At 70.3% G+C, this 16,361-nt stretch carries 14 protein-coding genes; 8 read left to right on the top strand and 6 right to left on the bottom strand.

The annotated features are described in order from the left end of the window. The first annotated feature begins 8 nt into the window (after positions 1-8). On the top strand, positions 9-1,940 hold the full coding sequence (locus tag Hbl1158_RS11805; RefSeq protein ID WP_234297450.1) for a prolyl oligopeptidase family serine peptidase: 1,932 nt from the start codon (positions 9-11) through the stop codon (positions 1,938-1,940). 253 nt (positions 1,941-2,193) lie between these two features. Here Hbl1158_RS11805 and Hbl1158_RS11810 read toward each other — a convergent pair whose 3' ends face one another. The 4 genes from Hbl1158_RS11810 to Hbl1158_RS11825 all read right to left on the bottom strand — a co-directional run bounded on the left by Hbl1158_RS11810 (position 2,194) and on the right by Hbl1158_RS11825 (position 4,983). After that, entirely contained in the window at positions 2,194-2,421 is a 228-nt protein-coding gene (locus tag Hbl1158_RS11810) for a hypothetical protein (RefSeq protein ID WP_234297451.1), read from the bottom strand. 48 nt (positions 2,422-2,469) lie between these two features. Next, positions 2,470-3,345 carry a class 1 fructose-bisphosphatase gene (locus tag Hbl1158_RS11815; protein WP_234297452.1) on the bottom strand — a complete coding sequence of 292 codons (876 nt, stop codon included), beginning with the start codon at positions 3,343-3,345 and terminating at the stop codon, positions 2,470-2,472. Continuing rightward, positions 3,345-4,160, bottom strand: coding sequence for an aldolase (locus Hbl1158_RS11820; RefSeq protein WP_234297453.1), 816 nt, complete (start codon positions 4,158-4,160; stop codon positions 3,345-3,347). The genes Hbl1158_RS11815 and Hbl1158_RS11820 overlap by 1 nt, the downstream gene beginning before the upstream one ends. Before the next feature lie 88 nt (positions 4,161-4,248). Further along, on the bottom strand, positions 4,249-4,983 hold the full coding sequence (locus Hbl1158_RS11825; RefSeq protein ID WP_234297454.1) for a helix-hairpin-helix domain-containing protein: 735 nt from the start codon (positions 4,981-4,983) through the stop codon (positions 4,249-4,251). A gap of 159 nt (positions 4,984-5,142) precedes the next feature. On the opposite strand from Hbl1158_RS11825, the gene Hbl1158_RS11830 reads away from it, so the two are divergent. The 5 genes from Hbl1158_RS11830 to Hbl1158_RS11850 all read left to right on the top strand — a co-directional run bounded on the left by Hbl1158_RS11830 (position 5,143) and on the right by Hbl1158_RS11850 (position 11,931). Next, complete coding sequence (locus Hbl1158_RS11830; RefSeq protein ID WP_234297455.1) at positions 5,143-6,000, top strand: 3-hydroxyacyl-CoA dehydrogenase NAD-binding domain-containing protein; 858 nt, start codon at positions 5,143-5,145, stop codon at positions 5,998-6,000. Positions 6,001-6,094: 94 nt separating this feature from the next. Further along, positions 6,095-7,096: a phosphomevalonate decarboxylase MvaD gene (gene mvaD, locus Hbl1158_RS11835; RefSeq protein ID WP_234297456.1), complete on the top strand. Its 1,002-nt coding sequence runs from the start codon at positions 6,095-6,097 to the stop codon at positions 7,094-7,096. A gap of 307 nt (positions 7,097-7,403) precedes the next feature. After that, on the top strand, positions 7,404-8,543 hold the full coding sequence (locus tag Hbl1158_RS11840; protein WP_234297457.1) for an FAD-dependent oxidoreductase: 1,140 nt from the start codon (positions 7,404-7,406) through the stop codon (positions 8,541-8,543). Positions 8,544-8,708: 165 nt separating this feature from the next. Beyond that, the gene (locus tag Hbl1158_RS11845) at positions 8,709-8,858 is read left to right on the top strand and encodes a rubrerythrin-like domain-containing protein (RefSeq protein ID WP_234297458.1); all 150 of its coding nucleotides are present in this window, start codon (positions 8,709-8,711) and stop codon (positions 8,856-8,858) included. A 235-nt stretch (positions 8,859-9,093) separates the two neighbouring features. After that, positions 9,094-11,931 (top strand): DEAD/DEAH box helicase, encoded by a 2,838-nt coding sequence (locus tag Hbl1158_RS11850; protein ID WP_234297459.1) that lies wholly within the window; start codon positions 9,094-9,096, stop codon positions 11,929-11,931. Between the two features lie 27 nt (positions 11,932-11,958). On the opposite strand, the gene Hbl1158_RS11855 is transcribed toward Hbl1158_RS11850, so the two are convergent. Beyond that, on the bottom strand, positions 11,959-12,348 hold the full coding sequence (locus Hbl1158_RS11855) for a hypothetical protein (protein WP_234297460.1): 390 nt from the start codon (positions 12,346-12,348) through the stop codon (positions 11,959-11,961). Between the two features lie 127 nt (positions 12,349-12,475). On the opposite strand from Hbl1158_RS11855, the gene Hbl1158_RS11860 reads away from it, so the two are divergent. After that, positions 12,476-13,231 (top strand): class I SAM-dependent methyltransferase, encoded by a 756-nt coding sequence (locus Hbl1158_RS11860; protein ID WP_234297461.1) that lies wholly within the window; start codon positions 12,476-12,478, stop codon positions 13,229-13,231. 72 nt (positions 13,232-13,303) lie between these two features. Next, the gene (locus tag Hbl1158_RS11865; protein ID WP_234297462.1) at positions 13,304-13,813 is read left to right on the top strand and encodes an NUDIX domain-containing protein; all 510 of its coding nucleotides are present in this window, start codon (positions 13,304-13,306) and stop codon (positions 13,811-13,813) included. Positions 13,814-13,888: 75 nt separating this feature from the next. Here Hbl1158_RS11865 and Hbl1158_RS11870 read toward each other — a convergent pair whose 3' ends face one another. Then, positions 13,889-16,204: an AAA family ATPase gene (locus tag Hbl1158_RS11870; RefSeq protein WP_234297463.1), complete on the bottom strand. Its 2,316-nt coding sequence runs from the start codon at positions 16,202-16,204 to the stop codon at positions 13,889-13,891. Between the last annotated feature and the right edge of the window lie 157 nt (positions 16,205-16,361).

Raw genomic sequence — 16,361 nt, forward strand, 5'->3', positions numbered from 1 at the left:
GGACGAACGTGACCGACGACCCCGACGACACCCTCCGAGCCCTCGCCGAGTTGCCGACGATGGCGCACCCGACGCCGACGCCCGACGGCGACGAGGTGGCGCTGTACTACGACATCGACGGCCGTAACGAACTGTACCGCCTCGACCCCGGAACCGGAGACCTCGAACGGTGGTCCGACGGCCAGGTTCCCAAGGACGCCCGCCACGGCTTCGCGTGGGACGCCGACGGCGAGCGCGTGTTCTTCCACCTCGACGAGGCCGGCAACGAGCAGAACGACGTGCACGCCATCGACCGCGACGGCGTCGCCGAACCGGTCGTCGAGATGGACGGGCAGGTGACGCTGCAGTCGGTCGGCGACGACGGCGAGACGCTGCTGGTCGGATCCAACGCCGGCGGCCAGATGAACGTCTACCGGCACGACCTCCCGACCGGCGAGACGACGGCGCTCACCGACTACGACCGCGCCGTCTGGACGGCCGAGCTGTCGCCCGACTGCGAGCGGTTCGCGTTCATGACGAACACCTCGGAGGACTACGACAACGCCGACGTCTTCGTGGCGAGCGTGGCGCGAAGCGCCACGGAAAGCCGGCCGGCGGCCGGCGACGCTGTCGACGGCTCGAACGCCCGGAACCTCGAGGTCGGAGAGACCGGCGCGGAGGCGGCCCCCGCGGACTGGCACCCCGCCGGCGACGCGCTGCTCGTCTCCGACAACACGCCGGATACGGGTCGCTGTGGCGTGTACGACCTCGAAACCGACGAGGTGGCGTGGTACGGCTCCGGGGAGTACGAGGAGACGCCCGGGTTCTTCCTCCCGGACGGGGACCGCTTCCTCGCGACGCGCTCGCGCGACGCCGAGGCCGTCCCCGTCGTCTACGACGTCGAGTCCGGCGACGGTCGCGAACTCGACCTCCCGGGCGGCGTCGCGTCGCTGGCGGACGACACGCCCCTCGACGACGGGCGCGTCCTGATCCAGCACACGACGCCGACACGCCGCCCCGAGCTGATCGCCTACGACATCGACACCGACGACCACGAGACGGTGCTCGAGGCCGAGTACGGCCCGTTCGCTCCCGAGGACTTCGTGGACGCGGAGTACCTCACCGTCGAGTCCGACGGCGTGCCCGAGACGCCCCAGCGCGCCGTCGAGCACGACCCCTACGAGGAACTGGAGATCGGCGCGATCCTCTACGACTCCGGCGAGCGTCCTTCGCCGCTGATCGTCAACCCCCACGGCGGCCCGCGCGCTCGAGACACGCTCTCGTTCGGGTACCGCACGCAGTTTCTGCTCTCTCGCGGCTTCTCCGTGCTGCAGGTGAACTACCGCGGCTCCACGGGTCGCGGCCGCGAGTTCGTCGAGGAACTGTACGACGATTGGGGCGGGGCCGAACAGGGCGACGTGGCGACCGCCGCCGAGCACGTCCTCGCGGAGTACGACTGGCTCGACGAGGACCGCGTCGTCGTCTACGGCGGCTCCTACGGCGGCTACTCCGCGAACTGGCAGCTCGTCCAGTACCCGGACCTCTACGACGCCGGCATCACGTGGGTCGGCGTGAGCGACCTGTTCGACATGGCCGAGAACACGATGCCGCACTTCCGCTCGGAGCTGATGGTGAAGTACCTCGGCGAACCCGAGGAGAACGAGGCGCTGTACGAGGAGCGCTCGCCCGTCACCCACGCCGACAACCTCGCGGCCCCCCTCCTGATCGTCCACGGCGTCAACGACCGCCGTGTTCCGGTGTCGCAGGCGCGGCTCCTCCGCGACGCGCTCGCCGAGACCGGTCTCGAGGAGGGCGAGGACTTCGAGTACGAGGAACTCGGCGAGGAGGGCCACGGCTCCTCGGACATCGAGGACAAGCTCCGGAGCCTCGAACTGCTCGACGACTTCCTCGACCGCCACATCGGCACGGTCGACGCCGCCGTCGCCGCGAGCGACGACTGAACGGGCGGGAGAGAACCATCCGACGCAGGTCGGCTCCACCACCAGTCTTCTCCACCGTCGTCGAATCTCCGCGGTCGCGGTCGGTCACGCACATCTCGCCGCCGCGGTTCCGTCGTCTCACTCGCTCCCGTCGTTCGCTCGTTCGACGACGCTAAGCTTCTGGGCGGCTCGGTCGCTCACTCCGTTCGCTTCCTCGCTTGTGATTGGCTTTGGGCGGCTCGGTCGCTCACTCCGTTCGCTTCCTCGCGCCTCGCTAGTCGAACATCTTGTCGTCGAACTCCGGCACGTCGAAGCCGCCCTCGCCGCCCCAGCCGTCCATCACCCGGCTCTGATACAGCATCACCGCCACCTTCGGCACCGCCTGCGGGGGAACCGGCGAGGAGTCGTCGAAGGCCCCCTCCGCCCAGGTGTTGTACTCGTCGACGATGTCCATGGCGTCCTTGAAGCTCCGCAGCATCAACGCCTTGTACCGGTCTCTCATTACTCGCGTTCGCGGCCGGCGACGTGTGGGTTTATCGGTTCCGAGCGGTCACGACAGCGCCGCCTCCAGCCGCTCGATCAGCGCCGGGTTCCCGACGTGGACCGGCACGCGCTGGTGGAGTTCCGTCGCCGGCACGTCCAACAGCGAGCCGTCGCCGTCGGAGGAGCGCCCGCCCGCCCCCTCGACGAGGTACGCGACGGGATTCCCCTCGAACTGGAGCCGGAGCTTTCCGTCGGGAGCCGACTCCAGGGCGGGGTACGCGAACACGCCGCCGTAGGTGAGCACCTGGCTCACGTCGGCGATCATCGCGCCGCCGTACCGGAGCTTCAGTTCGTCCTCGATCGCGTCGACGTAGGCGGCGAAGTCGGCGGGCCAGTCGGGGACGCGCCCGCCGAAGCCGTACACCGTCGGATCGGTCGGGAGCGACACCGGACCCAGGTCCTCGCGGTCGCCGTCGGCGACGAGGTACTCGCGGACCGTCGCGTCCTCGGGCGACCCCGTCCCGGCGACCATCGTCGTCACCGGCCCGTACAGCACGAACCCCGCGCCGACGAGGTCCCGTCCCGACGCCGGCAGGTCGCCGTCGTAGACCGCGACGACCGTCCCCATCGGGTTGTTCGACGCGAGGTTCGAGGAGCCGTCCAGCGGGTCGACCGCCACCGACACGTCGCCGCCGCCGAGGTCGACCGCCGACTCGCGCTCCTCGCTGGCGTACGCGCCCGCGCCGGGCACGTTCGAGAGCGCCGACTCCACCAACTCGTCGGCGTACACGTCCGCCGCGAGCACGTCCTCGCCCGAGGGGTTCTCGTCGTCGAGATAGCGCCGCCTGCCGGGCAGTCCCTCGCGGATCTCCGGGGCGACCTCGGCCACCGCGTCGAGAACGCGTTCGGCGACGGCGACCGGGTCCCGGTCTCGGTCGCTCATCAGTCGTCCGCGACGGCTGAGGTCGTCGTGTGCTCCAGCGCCTCGTCGACGCTCGCCTCCTCGAAGATGACCGCCTCGAGCGCGTCGAGGATCTCCGTGGGGTTCTCCCGCTGGAAGACGTTCCGACCGACCGCGAGTCCGCGCGCGCCGCCCTCGATGGCACCGGCGACCGTCTCCAGGAACGCCCGGTCGTCGGTCTTCGACCCGCCCGACATCACGACCTTCGTCGGCCCGGCCATCTCGGCGGCGTGGGCCATCGCATCCGGCGATCCGGGGTACTTCACCTTCGCGATGTCCGCGCCCAACTCCAGTCCGAGGCGGGCCGCGTACGCGATGGTGTCCGCGCTGGTGTCGTTCTTCAACCCCTGCCCGCGCGGGTACGACCACATGACGACGCCCATGTCGTGCTCGCGGGCGGCCTCCTGGGCATCGCGGAACTCCTCGGCCATCTCGACTTCGTTGTTCGAGCCGCCGTACAGCGTGAATCCGATCGCGTCCGCGCCCAACTCTGCGGCGTACTCGGGCGACCAGTTCACCGCCGAGTCCGGCTCGCCCATCCAGAGGTTCGAGGTGCCGTTGAGCTTCGCCAGCAGCGACACGTCGTCATCGTACTCGGGGTAGTACGCCTCGGCGACGCCCTTCCCGACGGCGAGCGCCGTCACCGCGTCGTGGGTCGCGAGCTCGAACACCCGCTCGGGGTCGGCCGTCTCTGGGTTCGGTTCGAAGTCCACGGGACCGTGCTCGATGCCGTGGTCGTACGCGAGGATGAGTACCTTGCCGTCCCGGCTGATGGCGTCGACCGCATCGGGGAGCATGTACCAGAATCGGCAACGCCATCGCTCATAAATCGAATGGTGTACGGGAACTGATATTTACTCGGTGGCGAGTATCGGCTTCGTTCAGTCAGTCGACGTGCTCGGCGGCCGCCTCCCGCAGCGCCTCGACGCGGTCGGGGTCGCGGCCGAGCGCGTCGGCGACCGCGTCGGCGTCGGCGCTGGCGAGGCTCCGGGCCGACGTTATACCCGCCTCGGCCAGGTCCGCGGCGTCGGCGGAGGACACTCCGTCGACGGCGTCCAGCGGCGTCGGTCGCGAGCGCTCGCGCCAGGCGGACTCGGCGGCGACCGGGTCGCCCGAGCCGTCGGCCTTCGGTGCCGACTCGTCGGCGTTCGACGGCGAGGCGGCCACCCACGCGGCCTCCGCGTCGGCGGCGTCCTCGCTCGATTCCCCGGCGTCACCGGATCCGCCGGCCTCACCGGATCCGCCGGCCTCACCGGATCCGCCGGCCTCACCGGATCCGTCTGCGTCGTCGGACCGGTCGACTTCGCGGGCGTCCTCTGAGTCGTCGCCGTCCTGCCAGTCGCCGGAAGAGGCCGCCACCCACGCCCGCTCCTCGTCGCCGAGCCCTCGGATCTGTGAGGACCGCCGGCGGAGGTCCTCGCCCTCGGATTCGAACGACCACGCCAGCGAGTGCTCGCGACGGATGCGCGCGGCGACGCCGGGGTTCACTCCCGCGTCGATGAGCATCCGATACGAGACGCTCTTCGCGCGGACGTCCTCGGCACCGAACGGCGCGTCCGCGAGCACCGCCGCGGTCGCCGGCCCCACGAATTTCAGCTCTCTGATCGGTTCATCCCCCACGCGGTCTCACCTGTGGTGAGCCTCGTGACCGAACCCTTTAACGTTTCTGCGGCGATTCTCGACTCTGGATAATTCGTCGCCTCGGCGACGCGTTCGGTCGGCGTCCCCGTCTCGCCGATCTCCGCTAGGCTTACGGTGGGCGACGGGGGAGTCGACCGTATGCGCGAACTCTCCGCGGTGGAAACCGTCGGCGTCGTCGGCGCGGGAACGATGGGCAACGGCATCGCCCAGGTCGCCGCGACCGCCGGCTACGACGTGGTGATGCGCGACATCGAACCCGAGTACGTCGAGAACGGCTTCGATTCGATCGAGTCGTCGCTGTCGCGACTCGACGAGAAGGACGCGCTGGAGGAGGACCCGGAGACGATTCGCGGACGGATCGCCGGCACGACCGATCTCTCGGATCTGGCTGACGCGGACGTGGTCGTTGAGGCGGCGCTCGAGGACATGGAGGTAAAACAGGACATCTTCGGCGACCTCGAGGAGGCCACCGACGACGACGTGGTGCTCGCGACGAACACCTCCACCCTCTCCATCACGACCATCGCGTCGGCGACCGACCGCGAGGACCTCGTGGTCGGACTGCACTTCATGAACCCCGTCCCGATCATGGAGGGCGTCGAGATCGTCACGGGCGAGAAGACCGCCGACGGGACCGCCGACTTCGCCCACGCGTTCGCCGAGGATCTCGGCAAGGAGACGTGGGAGAGCGACGACAAGCCCGGATTCGTGACGAACCGCGTGCTCATGCCGTGGATCAACGAGGGCATCCGCGCGTTCGACGAGGGCGTCGCCACGAAGGAGGACATGGACAAGGGGATGAAGCTCGGCACGAACGTCCCGATGGGCCCCCTCGAACTCGCCGACCATATCGGACTCGACATCTGTCTCGACGCCAGCGAGACGCTACACGAGGAACTCGGCGACCGCTACAAGCCCGCGTACCTCCTGAAGCGGAAGGTCGACGCCGGCGACCTCGGGAAGAAGACCGGGAAGGGGTTCTACGAGTACGAGTGACGCGAGCGGGCCGCCGTCGGCCTTGCTGCCGGCGGCGACGGCCCGGGTACGACCATTCGGAACGACTAACCCCCGGCCCGCCCGTTCGGCGGGTATGAAGGCCACCGCGACGGCCCACCCCATCCAGGGCCTCGTGAAGTACCACGGGATGCGCGACGCCGAGCGTCGGCTCCCGTATCACGACTCGATCAGCCTCTGTACCGCGCCATCGCGGACGACGACGACCGTCGAGTGGGAGCCCGACGCTGCCCCCGCGGACGACGAGTACCGGATCGGGGGCGAGGTCGTCGACGGCCGCGGTGCCGAGCGCATCGAGATGGTCGTCGATCACGTCCGCGAGATCGCGGGACTCGACGCCGCCGTCCGCGTCGAGTCCGAGAACTCCTTCCCGTCGAACGTCGGCTTCGGCTCCTCCTCGTCGGGGTTCGCCGCGCTGGCGACCGCGCTGGTGGAGGCGGCTGGCCTCGAGATGACCCGCCCGGAGATATCGACGGTCGCGCGTCGCGGGTCCTCGTCGGCCGCCCGCGCCGTCACCGGGGCGTATTCGGTGCTGTACGCCGGGATGAACGACGAGGACTGCCGCGCCGAGCGCCTCGACGTCGGCGTCGGTCCCGACGGGTTCGACCCGGAGGAAGACCTCCGCGTGGTGACGGCTCTCGTTCCGGCCTACAAGGAGACCGAAGAGGCCCACCGGGAGGCGGAGGCCAGCCACATGTTCGACGCCCGGATGGCGCACGTCCACGAGCAGCTTCAGCGGATGCGCGACAGCCTCCGAACGGGGAAATTCTCCGGGATCTTCGAGATCGCCGAACACGACTCGCTATCGCTGACGGCGACGACGATGACCGGCCCCGCCGGGTGGGTGTACTGGCAGCCCGAGACGATCGCCGTGTTCAACGCCGTCCGGGAGCTCCGCGAGGAGGAGGACATTCCGGTGTACTTCTCGACGGACACCGGCGCGAGCGTCTACGTCAACACGCCGGCCGAACACGCAGAGCGCGTCGAGGAGCGCGTCTCGGCGGTCGGCGTCGAGACGAACATCTGGGATGTCGGCGGACCGGCACGGGTGCTCGGGGAGTCGAAGTCGCTGTTCTGATCGCCGGAGCGCAGCGCGAACCGACGCGTAGCCGTCGCTGCGCCCGCGATTGACAGGCGGCGCGGGTGCGTCCGCGAGGGAGTCGTCGTCGGCCGGAACACGGCCCGGCGGGTTGCCGCCGGCCGGTCGCCGTCGCGAGCGTCGGATCCCTCGCCGTCCCGAGCGGTGCGCCGCACGCCCGCTTCTCGCTCGGGACCGGGGTCACGTCATCGTGGACGCTGGCCGCGCTTTCGTATATGAACGTTCGCACGTTCCCCGTCGGGGTCGCCGTCACGTCCTTACGCGCGGGCCGCGTAACCGCGATCGAATGCACGTCGCCGTTCTCGGAGCCGGCTACGCCGGCGTCGCCGTGACCCGGAAGCTCGAGTCCCGACTCCCGCCGGAGGTCGACATCACGCTCGTCAACGAGGGAGCGGATCACGTCCTCGTCCACGAGATCCATCGAGCGATCCGCCGACCGGCTGTTGCCGACGCGGTGTCGGTCCCCCTCGTGGATCTGCTGGACCGTGCGGAACTCGTCGTCGACCGCGTCGACGACATAGACGCCGAGGCCGGACGCGCGGAGCTGGCCTCCGGCGACGCCGTCGAGTGGGACTACGGGGCGGTGTGTCTCGGCTCCGAGACTGCGTACTACGGGATCGACGGGCTGCGCGAGCACGGGACGCCGCTGAAGTCCCTGGACGACGCCGCCGCGATCCGCGAGGAGTTCCTCGACGTGGTCGCCGAGGGAGACCGGGCCGTGGTCGGCGGCGCGGGCCTCTCGGGCGTCCAGGTCGCGGGCGAGCTCGCCGCGCTCGCCCGCGAGGAGGGCGCGGCGGGTCCCGACGACGTAGAGGTCAAACTGGTCGAGCAGCTCGAGGAGGTGGCTCCGAACTTCCCCGCGAACTTCCGGCGGGCCGTCCGCGATCAACTGGAGGAGCGCGGCGTCAGCGTCGAGACGGGCACCACCGTCGAACGCGTGACCGACGACAGACTCGTCACCGACGCGGGCGAGATCGCGTACGACCAGCTCGTCTGGACCGGCGGCATCGCCGGCGACGACGCCCTCGATGGCGACCGACCGGTCGTCCGAGCCGACCTGCGCCTGACCGATCGCACGTTCGCGCTGGGGGACGCCGCCCGCGTCGTCGACGCCGACGGCGAGGCCGTGCCGGCCTCGGCGTCGGCGGCGGTCCGCGAGGCCGAGACCGCCGCCGAGAACGTCGCCCGCCTCGTCGAGCACGACCGGGCCGACGACGACGACTTCGCGCCGCGGCTGGCGCGGTATCGGTTCGATGTCCCCGGATGGCTGGTCTCCGTCGGCGACGGCGCGGTCGCGCAGTTGGGACCGACCGTGCTCACCGGGGTGGCCGCGAGGGCGTCGAAGGCGTCCGTCGGCGCGGGGTATCTCACCGGCGTCGGCGCTGTCGACAGGGCCATCGACCTCGTCGAGGAGGAACTGCTGTGACGGCAATCGTCGCGTCCGCCGTGTCACTCGCGTAGCGGGTCGGGGACGCATTTCGAAATAGCGAATAAAACCGATCGATCGGTCACCGCTAGTGTTTAAGGAACTAGGAATATTGTGATGTGTTCGTAGAAAACGCTTACAACGGATACCGCGTCACGTATACACATGCCAGCCATCGACATCGATCCCCACAGCTCGACGGAGGGGCTGTTCGAGTGCATCGGCTGCGGGAGTCGCGTCCGATCGGCGAACCACCCGGGCACCTGTCCGAACTGTGAGGCCGACCTCCGGAACATCGCCGTTCCCCGGGAGTAGCCGACCCGACACGACCGATCGCTGCAGCCGGTCGTGATGCGATCGCCTCGACACCGCGGTCGCCGACGCCGGTTCTGCTCCGGTCCCGCCGCCGACGGCGTTGCCGTCGCTGTCTCCGTTGTCGTCGCTGCCGCCGTCTCTGTCCCCTCGTGTCGCAGCCGAGTTCGTCGTCTCGCGTGGCTTCAGATCCCCCGCGAGCGCGACGCTTAACACGCTCGCACCGCTAGCGACGCCGATGAGCGAACCGCCGCGAGCGACCGGGATGGACGCGTTCGCGGCGCTGGGGGAGGAAGTGCGGTCGGCGCTGTCCGAGCGCGGGTTCTCCACGCCGACGGCCCCGCAGCGCCGGGCGATCCCGCCGATCGCGGACGGCGACGACGCTCTCGTGATCGCACCGACCGGGACGGGCAAGACCGAGACCGCGATGCTCCCGGTGCTGTCTGCGCTCGCGGAGTCCCGCCCCGAGGGGCTGGGGGCGCTGTACGTGACGCCGCTTCGGGCGCTGAACCGCGACATGCGCGAGCGCCTGGAGTGGTGGGGCGAGTACCTCGACCTCGACGTACAGGTCCGCCACGGCGACACCTCCGACTACCAGCGGGGCAAGCAGGCCGACGACCCGCCGGACGTGCTCGTCACGACGCCGGAGACGCTCCAGGCGATGTTGACGGGCGAGAAGCTCCGGGCGGCGCTGTCGGACGTGGAGCACGTCGTCGTCGACGAGGTCCACGAGTTGGCGGCCTCGAAACGGGGCGCACAGTTGACCGTCGGGCTCGAACGGGTCCGGCGGCTCGCCGGCGACTTCCAGCGGATCGGCCTCTCGGCGACCGTCGGCGACCCCGAGGAGGTGGGGAAGTTCCTCACGGGCGACCGCGGCTGTGAGATCGTCGAGGTCGACGCGGGGAGCAAGATCGAGTTCGACGTGGTGTCGCCCGAGGTGACGACGGAGGACGAGCGCCTCGCCGGAAAGCTGGCGACCGATCCCGAGATCGCGAGCCACGTCCGGTTCATCCGTGACCTCGTCCGCGAGCACGAGTCGACCCTGATCTTCGTCAACACTCGCCAGACCGCGGAGGCGCTCGGTTCGCGGTTCAAGACGCTCGACGAGCCGATCGGCGTCCACCACGGCTCGCTGTCGACGGACGCTCGGATCGAGGTCGAGGACGCGTTCAAGTCCGGCGAGATCGACGGCCTCGTGTGCACCTCCTCGATGGAGTTGGGGATCGACGTGGGGAGGGTGGACCACGTCGTGCAGTACAACTCTCCCCGCGAGGTCGCGCGCCTGCTCCAGCGCGTCGGCCGTGCCGGCCACCGCCGCGACGAGGTGAGCCACGGCACCGTCGTCACCGACGCACCGGATGACACGATGGAGGCGCTGGCGATCGCCCGCCGGGCCGTCGCGGGCGAGGTCGAGGAGTCCGGAATCCACCACGGCAGCCTCGACACGCTCGCGAACCAGATCGTCGGCCTCCTCATGGACATGGGCGAGGTCGACGCCCGCGAGGCATACGAGCTGATCACCCGGGCGTACCCCTTCCGCGACCTCCCCGAGGAGACGTTCCGGGAGGTCGCCCGCGAGCTGTCCGGGAACCGGCTGCTGTGGATCGACGAGGAGCGCGACGTGCTGGAGACCTCCGGCGGGACGTGGCAGTACTACTACCGGAACCTCTCGATGATCCCCGACGAGGAGACGTACGAGGTGTACGACATCTCCTCGCGCCGGCAGATCGGCACCCTCGACGAGCGCTTCGTCGTCAACTTCGCCCAGCCGGGCGAGGCGTTCATCCAGCGGGGGGAGCTGTGGCGCATCAACGACATCGACGAGGAGGAGTCGGAGGTGAACGTCGCGCCCATCGAGGACCCCGCCGGCGAGGTGCCCTCTTGGACCGGCCAGGAGATCCCCGTCCCCCGCGCCGTCGCGAGCGAGGTCGGGGAGATGCGGGGCGTCGCGGAGCCGCAGTTAGCGAGCGGTGCCGACGCGACGGCCGTCGGCCGGGAGTTCGCCGGGCGCTATCCCGCCGACGCGGACACGATACGCGTCGGCCTGGAATCCGTCGAGCGCCACGTCGAGGGCGGTCACCCGATGCCGACCGACGACCGGATCGTAGTCGAGGGGAGGGGGCGCTCGATCGCGGTCAACGCGGCCCTCGGCCACCGGATGAATCGGACGCTGGGTCGCCTGCTCTCGGCGCTGATCGGCCAGCGCACCGGATCGTCCGTCGGGATGGAGGCCGACCCCTACCGCGTCGAGTTGGAGGTGCCCAACGGCGTGACGCCGGGGACCGTCATCGAGGTTCTCGAGGAGACCGACCCCGCACACGTCGAGGCGCTGTTGGAGTTGGCACTGAAGAACTCGGACACCCTCAAGTTCACCCTCGCGCACGTCGCCGCGAAGTTCGGCGCGCTCAAGCGCTACCAGGGGAGCGAACGGTTCGGCGGCGACCGCCTCATGGCGGCGCTGGAGGACACTCCCGTCTTCGAGGAGGCCGTGCGGGAGGTGTTCCACACCGAGTTGGCCGTCGAGGAGACGGCGGACCTGCTCGGCGCTATCGACGACGGCGACGTCGAGGTCGTCGCCGCCCGCGAACGCACCCCGCTGGGCACCGACGGCCGCTCGTCGGGCCGGGAGTTCCTCGTGCCCGAGAACGCCGACGCCTCCGTGATCGAGACGATCCGCGACCGGATCATGGACGACCACGTCATCCAGTTGTGCGTCCATTGCGGCGAGTGGAACCAACGGACGAAGGTGCGTCGCGTCCGTGACACGCCGGAGTGTCCCGAGTGCGGGTCCACCCGGATCGCCGCGCTGAATCCGTGGGCCGATGAGGTCGTGAAAGCGGTCCGCGCGAGCGACAAGGACGACGAGCAGGAGAAACTGACCCGCAAGGCGAACCGCGCGGCGAACCTCGTGCAGGCGCACGGCAAGCAGGCGGTGATCGCGCTGGCTGCCAGGGGAGTGGGACCGCACAACGCCGCCCGGATCATCGGGAAGCTTCGCGAGAACGAGGACGACTTCTACCGCGACATTCTCAAACAGGAGCGCCAGTACGCCCGAACCAAGAGCTTCTGGGAGTAGTCGTCGCCGGCGCGGCTCGTTCGCGACTCAGTCCTCTCCCTGCCACTCCTCCAGCGTCGCCGCCACGGCGCTGGCGAGGTGGTTGAAGTCGCGCAGCGCCATCCCGTCGCTGGTGACGAGCACGCCCTTGTCGCCGCCGTCGATGCGGACGGCGTAGCCGTTCTCGAACACCCGAAGCGTGTAGCGGTACTCGCCCAGTTCCGTGCCCGAGTAGCCGTCGCTGGCCATCGCGAAGTCCTGGCGTTCGGTGCCGATGAACGCCATCAGGTCGGCGTCCTGCTCCAGGTCGTCACGGAGGTACAGCTGTTCGTGGTCGGTCCGCGAGAAGTACGTCACCGACCGGGCGTTGTCGCCGACCGTGGTTCGACACGTCGAGACGAGTCGCTCCGCGGCCTCGTCGGGAAGCAGTTGGGACATACTCGCCACGCGCCGTCCGCGTCGGTAGTCGGTGTGGTAGGTGCCATCCTTGCCGGTTCCTGTGCGTCGGTGCGTGCGGTACCATCTCTCACGAACCGTTTTCGGGAGCACCTCCCTCGTGGGCGGTATGTCGACAGGCGATCCCGGCGGCGGCGCGACGGACACCGACGGAACGGACCCATTCGGTCGCGCGATCCGCGACTTCCGCCGGGGCGAGCAGGACGAGCCGCTGTGGTGCGTCGACGGCGACGAGCGGCTCGAACACCCCATCGAGCGCTTCTACTTCGCCGAGCGCGACGAGTCCGTGTACGAGGCGCTCGACGCCGACGGGCTGGCGACGCCGCTGCTCGACCTGGGTGCCGGCGCGGGCCGCGACGCGCTCCGGTTTCAGGAACGCTACGAGGGGGAGGTTGTCGGCCTGGAACCCTCCGCGCACCTCATCGCGACGATGCGCGAGCGCGGCGTCGAGTCGGCCGTCGAGGGCGACATGTTCGCGCTCCGGGAGTCGTTCGAGCGCGACCGCTTTCGCGCCGTCTACGCCCACGGCACCCAACTGGGGCTCGCGCGACCGCCACACCGCCTCCGGGAGTTCCTCGGGGATCTGGCGTTCGTGACCGACGACGACGCCGTCGCCGTGCTGGACAACTACGACCCCGAGGCGGCGGCGGCGCGCGACCTACTGGGCTGGCGGCCGGACCCGACGCCGGGGATGGGCTACCGCGTGATGCACTTCGAGTACGAGGGCGACGTGGGCGAGTCGCTGCTGTTCCGGCCGTTCACGCCCGAGGTGCTGCGGGAGGCGTGCGTGGGGTCGGCGTGGACCGTCGGGGAGGTTCGATACACGAACGCCCACCACTACGAGGTGGTGTTGCAGAAGGCGTGACGCGGCGCGGATCCGGTGTGGGACCCGTCGGACGGCCGACAGAGCTACCCGGGACGGACCGGGGTGATCTGCATGGTCGCCGTCGAGCCGTACTACTGTCATCAGTGCGGTACCGAGTTGATCGAGCGCCGGATACACGGTCGCGATCGGAAGTCGTGTCCCGAGTGCGGCCACCGCCACTTCCGAAACGCCGTCGTGTCCGTCGACGTGATCGTCCGCGACGGCGAGGAGGTCGTCCTGCTCGACCCGGCGGCCGGGGGACCGTGGGAGCTTCCCGGGGGCCATCCCGAATTCGACGAGGGCCCCGAGGTCGCTGCCGTCCGAGAGCTTCGAGAGGAGACCGGGCTGGAGGCGCGGGCCCCCGACTTGGACCTGCTGTCGGTCGTTCACAGCGTCCACGGGGAACGACACTACCACATGGTGACGTACGTGCTCGACCGCGCCGAGACAGCCGGCGAACCGACGCCGGGCGAGGAAGCGACGGCGGTCGAGTGGTGGTCGGTCGACCGGGCGCTCTCGTCCCCAAGCGAGACGAGGGAGATAGACAGAGAGGCGTTGCGTTCCGTGTTCGTCCGGGAATAGAGACCCCATCCGTGAACGGGTACTGACCGGGGGCAGGGAACGGTCTCGTTCCCACGGAACCGACACCTGTCCCAGTCAGTCGGCCGCCTCGGGCGGCGTCACCCGCTTCAGCGCCGCCTCGAAGTCGTCCGCCGTCACCGACAGCGCGTCGGCGTGGTCGTTGGCCGCCTCGCCGAACTCGTCGGCGACGCGCTCGACCGACCGCATGGTCGCCTCGCGCACGACCGCCGTGAGTTCGGCACCCGAGTAGCCCTCGCTGTGCTCGGCCACGTCGTCGAGGTCCACGTCGTCCGCGAGCGGCGTTCGCTCGGTGTGGACGGCGAGGATCTTCCGGCGACCGTCCACGTCCGGGAGGGGGACCTCGACGTGGCTCTCGAGGCGGCCCGGCCGGACGAGCGCGTCGTCGAGCGCCTCCCGGCGGTTCGTGGCGGCGATCACCGCGAGGTTGGGGTTGTCGCCGGCGCGATCCAGCTCCGTCAGGAGTTGGGAGACGACGCGCTCGCCGACGCCCGAGGAGCCGCCCATGCCGTCGCGGTCGGTCGCGATGGCGTCGATCTCGTCGAAGAAGACGATCGACGGAGCCGCCTGGCGGGCGCGCTCGAACACCTCCCGCACAGCTTTCTCGGACTCGCCGACGTAGCGGTCGAGCAGTTCCGGTCCGGCGACCTCGATGAAGTTCACCTCCGACTCGCCGGCGATGGCGCGCGCGAGCAGCGTCTTCCCGGTTCCCGGCGGCCCGTACAGCAGGACGCCCGTCGGCGGGTCCGCCCCGGCGGCGTCGAACAGCGGGGCGTAGGTGAGCGGCCACGTCACCGCCCGCGAGAGCGTCTCCTTCGCGTCCGCGAGTCCGCCCACATCGTCGAAGGTGGTATCGGGCTGTTCGGCGACGTACTCGCGCATCGCCGAGGGCTCGACGGTCGCGAGCGCCGTCTCGAAGTCCGCGCGGGTGACCTCAACGGCGGCGAGGTCGACCGCGCTGTCCTCCCGGCGCGCCCGGCGCAGCGCCGTCAGCGCCGCCTCCGTCGTCAGCGAGTCGATGTCGGCCCCGACGAAGCCGTACGTGCGAGCGGCGAGGCGGTCGACGTCCACGTCGTCGGCGAGGGGCATCCGGCGGGTGTGCACCTCGAGGATCTCCCGGCGGCCCGCCTCGCCCGGCACCCCGATCTCGATCTCGCGGTCGAAGCGACCGCCCCGTCTGAGAGCGGGGTCGATGGCGTCCACGCGGTTGGTCGCGCCGATGACGATCACGTCCTCGCGGGCGTCGAGCCCGTCCATCAGCGAGAGCAGTTGGCCGACGATCCGGTTTTCCATGTCGCCGCCGTCGCCGCGCTGGCCGGCGATGGAGTCGATCTCGTCGAAGAAGACGATGCTGGGTGCCGACTCGTTCGCCTCCGCGAATATCTCCCGGAGCTTCTCCTCGCTTTCCCCCTTGTACTTCGAGGTGATCTCCGGCCCCGACACCGAGATGAAGTTCGCCGCCACCTCGTTGGCGACGGCCTTCGCTATCAGCGTCTTGCCGGTCCCGGGCGGCCCGTGCAGGAGGACGCCCTTCGGCGGGTCGATGCCGAGGCGGGCGAACACCTCCGGCTCCGACAGCGGGAGCTCGATCGTCTCGCGCACGAGCTCGAGCTCCTCGTCGAGGCCGCCGATGTCCTCGTAGGTGACGTCGGCGGCCGTGGGCGTCGGCGTCGCGGGCGCGTCGCCGCCGGCGTCGGGCGCGCCGGTTCCGGGCGCACCGTCGCCGCGGTCGCCGCCGGCGCGTCGATCGCGCGTCGGAAGATCGACCGACGCGCCGGTGCCAGAAGACGTGTTCACCCCTCCCCCGCCGTCAGCGTTGCCGCCGGACTCCGCGCTGGCTCCGTCGGTCGCGTCGCCCGCGCGGTCGGTCGAGTGCCGGACCGTCATCCGGGTACCGTCGTGGACCCGAACCGGGCCCTCCGGCGTCGTCTCGGCGACGACGAACACGTTGCCGCCGAGGTGTGAGAGCCGCACCTGCTCGCCCGCGCTGACGGGGCGGCCGTCGAGGTCGCGCGCGGCGTACCGTTCCAGCGTCTCGGCGTCGATGTCGACGCCGTCGAGCGCCGCCGGCGCGGTCAGCGTCACGGCGTCGGCCTCGTCCACGCGCTCCTTGTGGACGCGGACCCGCTCGCCGATCTTCGCGCCGGCGTTCGATCTGGTCTCGCCGTCGACGAGCACCTCGTCGTCGCCGGCGTCGGTCCCGGCCGGCCACACCTTCGCGGCCGTCTCGCGCTCGCCGGCGATGATCACCGTCTCGCCCGACAGCACGCCGAGGCGATTCATCGTCGCGTCGGACAGGCGGGCGATGCCGCGGCCGGCGTCGCGCTTGGCCGCGCCCCGGACCGTCAGCGGGAGGCCCTCGTCGTCGCTCATGTCACCGGCTTTGGAGTCCCGGGGCTTACCGCTTTCCACGTCCGCCTGCCGAATCTCGTCCCACCCCTATCCCTCGGCTCCCGTCTCCCCGCGCTCGTCTCTCAGCCCCGTCTCTCGTCTCCCGCCCGTCGGCTCGCGACGTGACGGACAGAAACAC

The sequence above is a fragment of the Halobaculum sp. CBA1158 genome (assembly GCF_021431925.1).
Taxonomy (GTDB): Archaea; Halobacteriota; Halobacteria; order Halobacteriales; family Haloferacaceae; genus Halobaculum.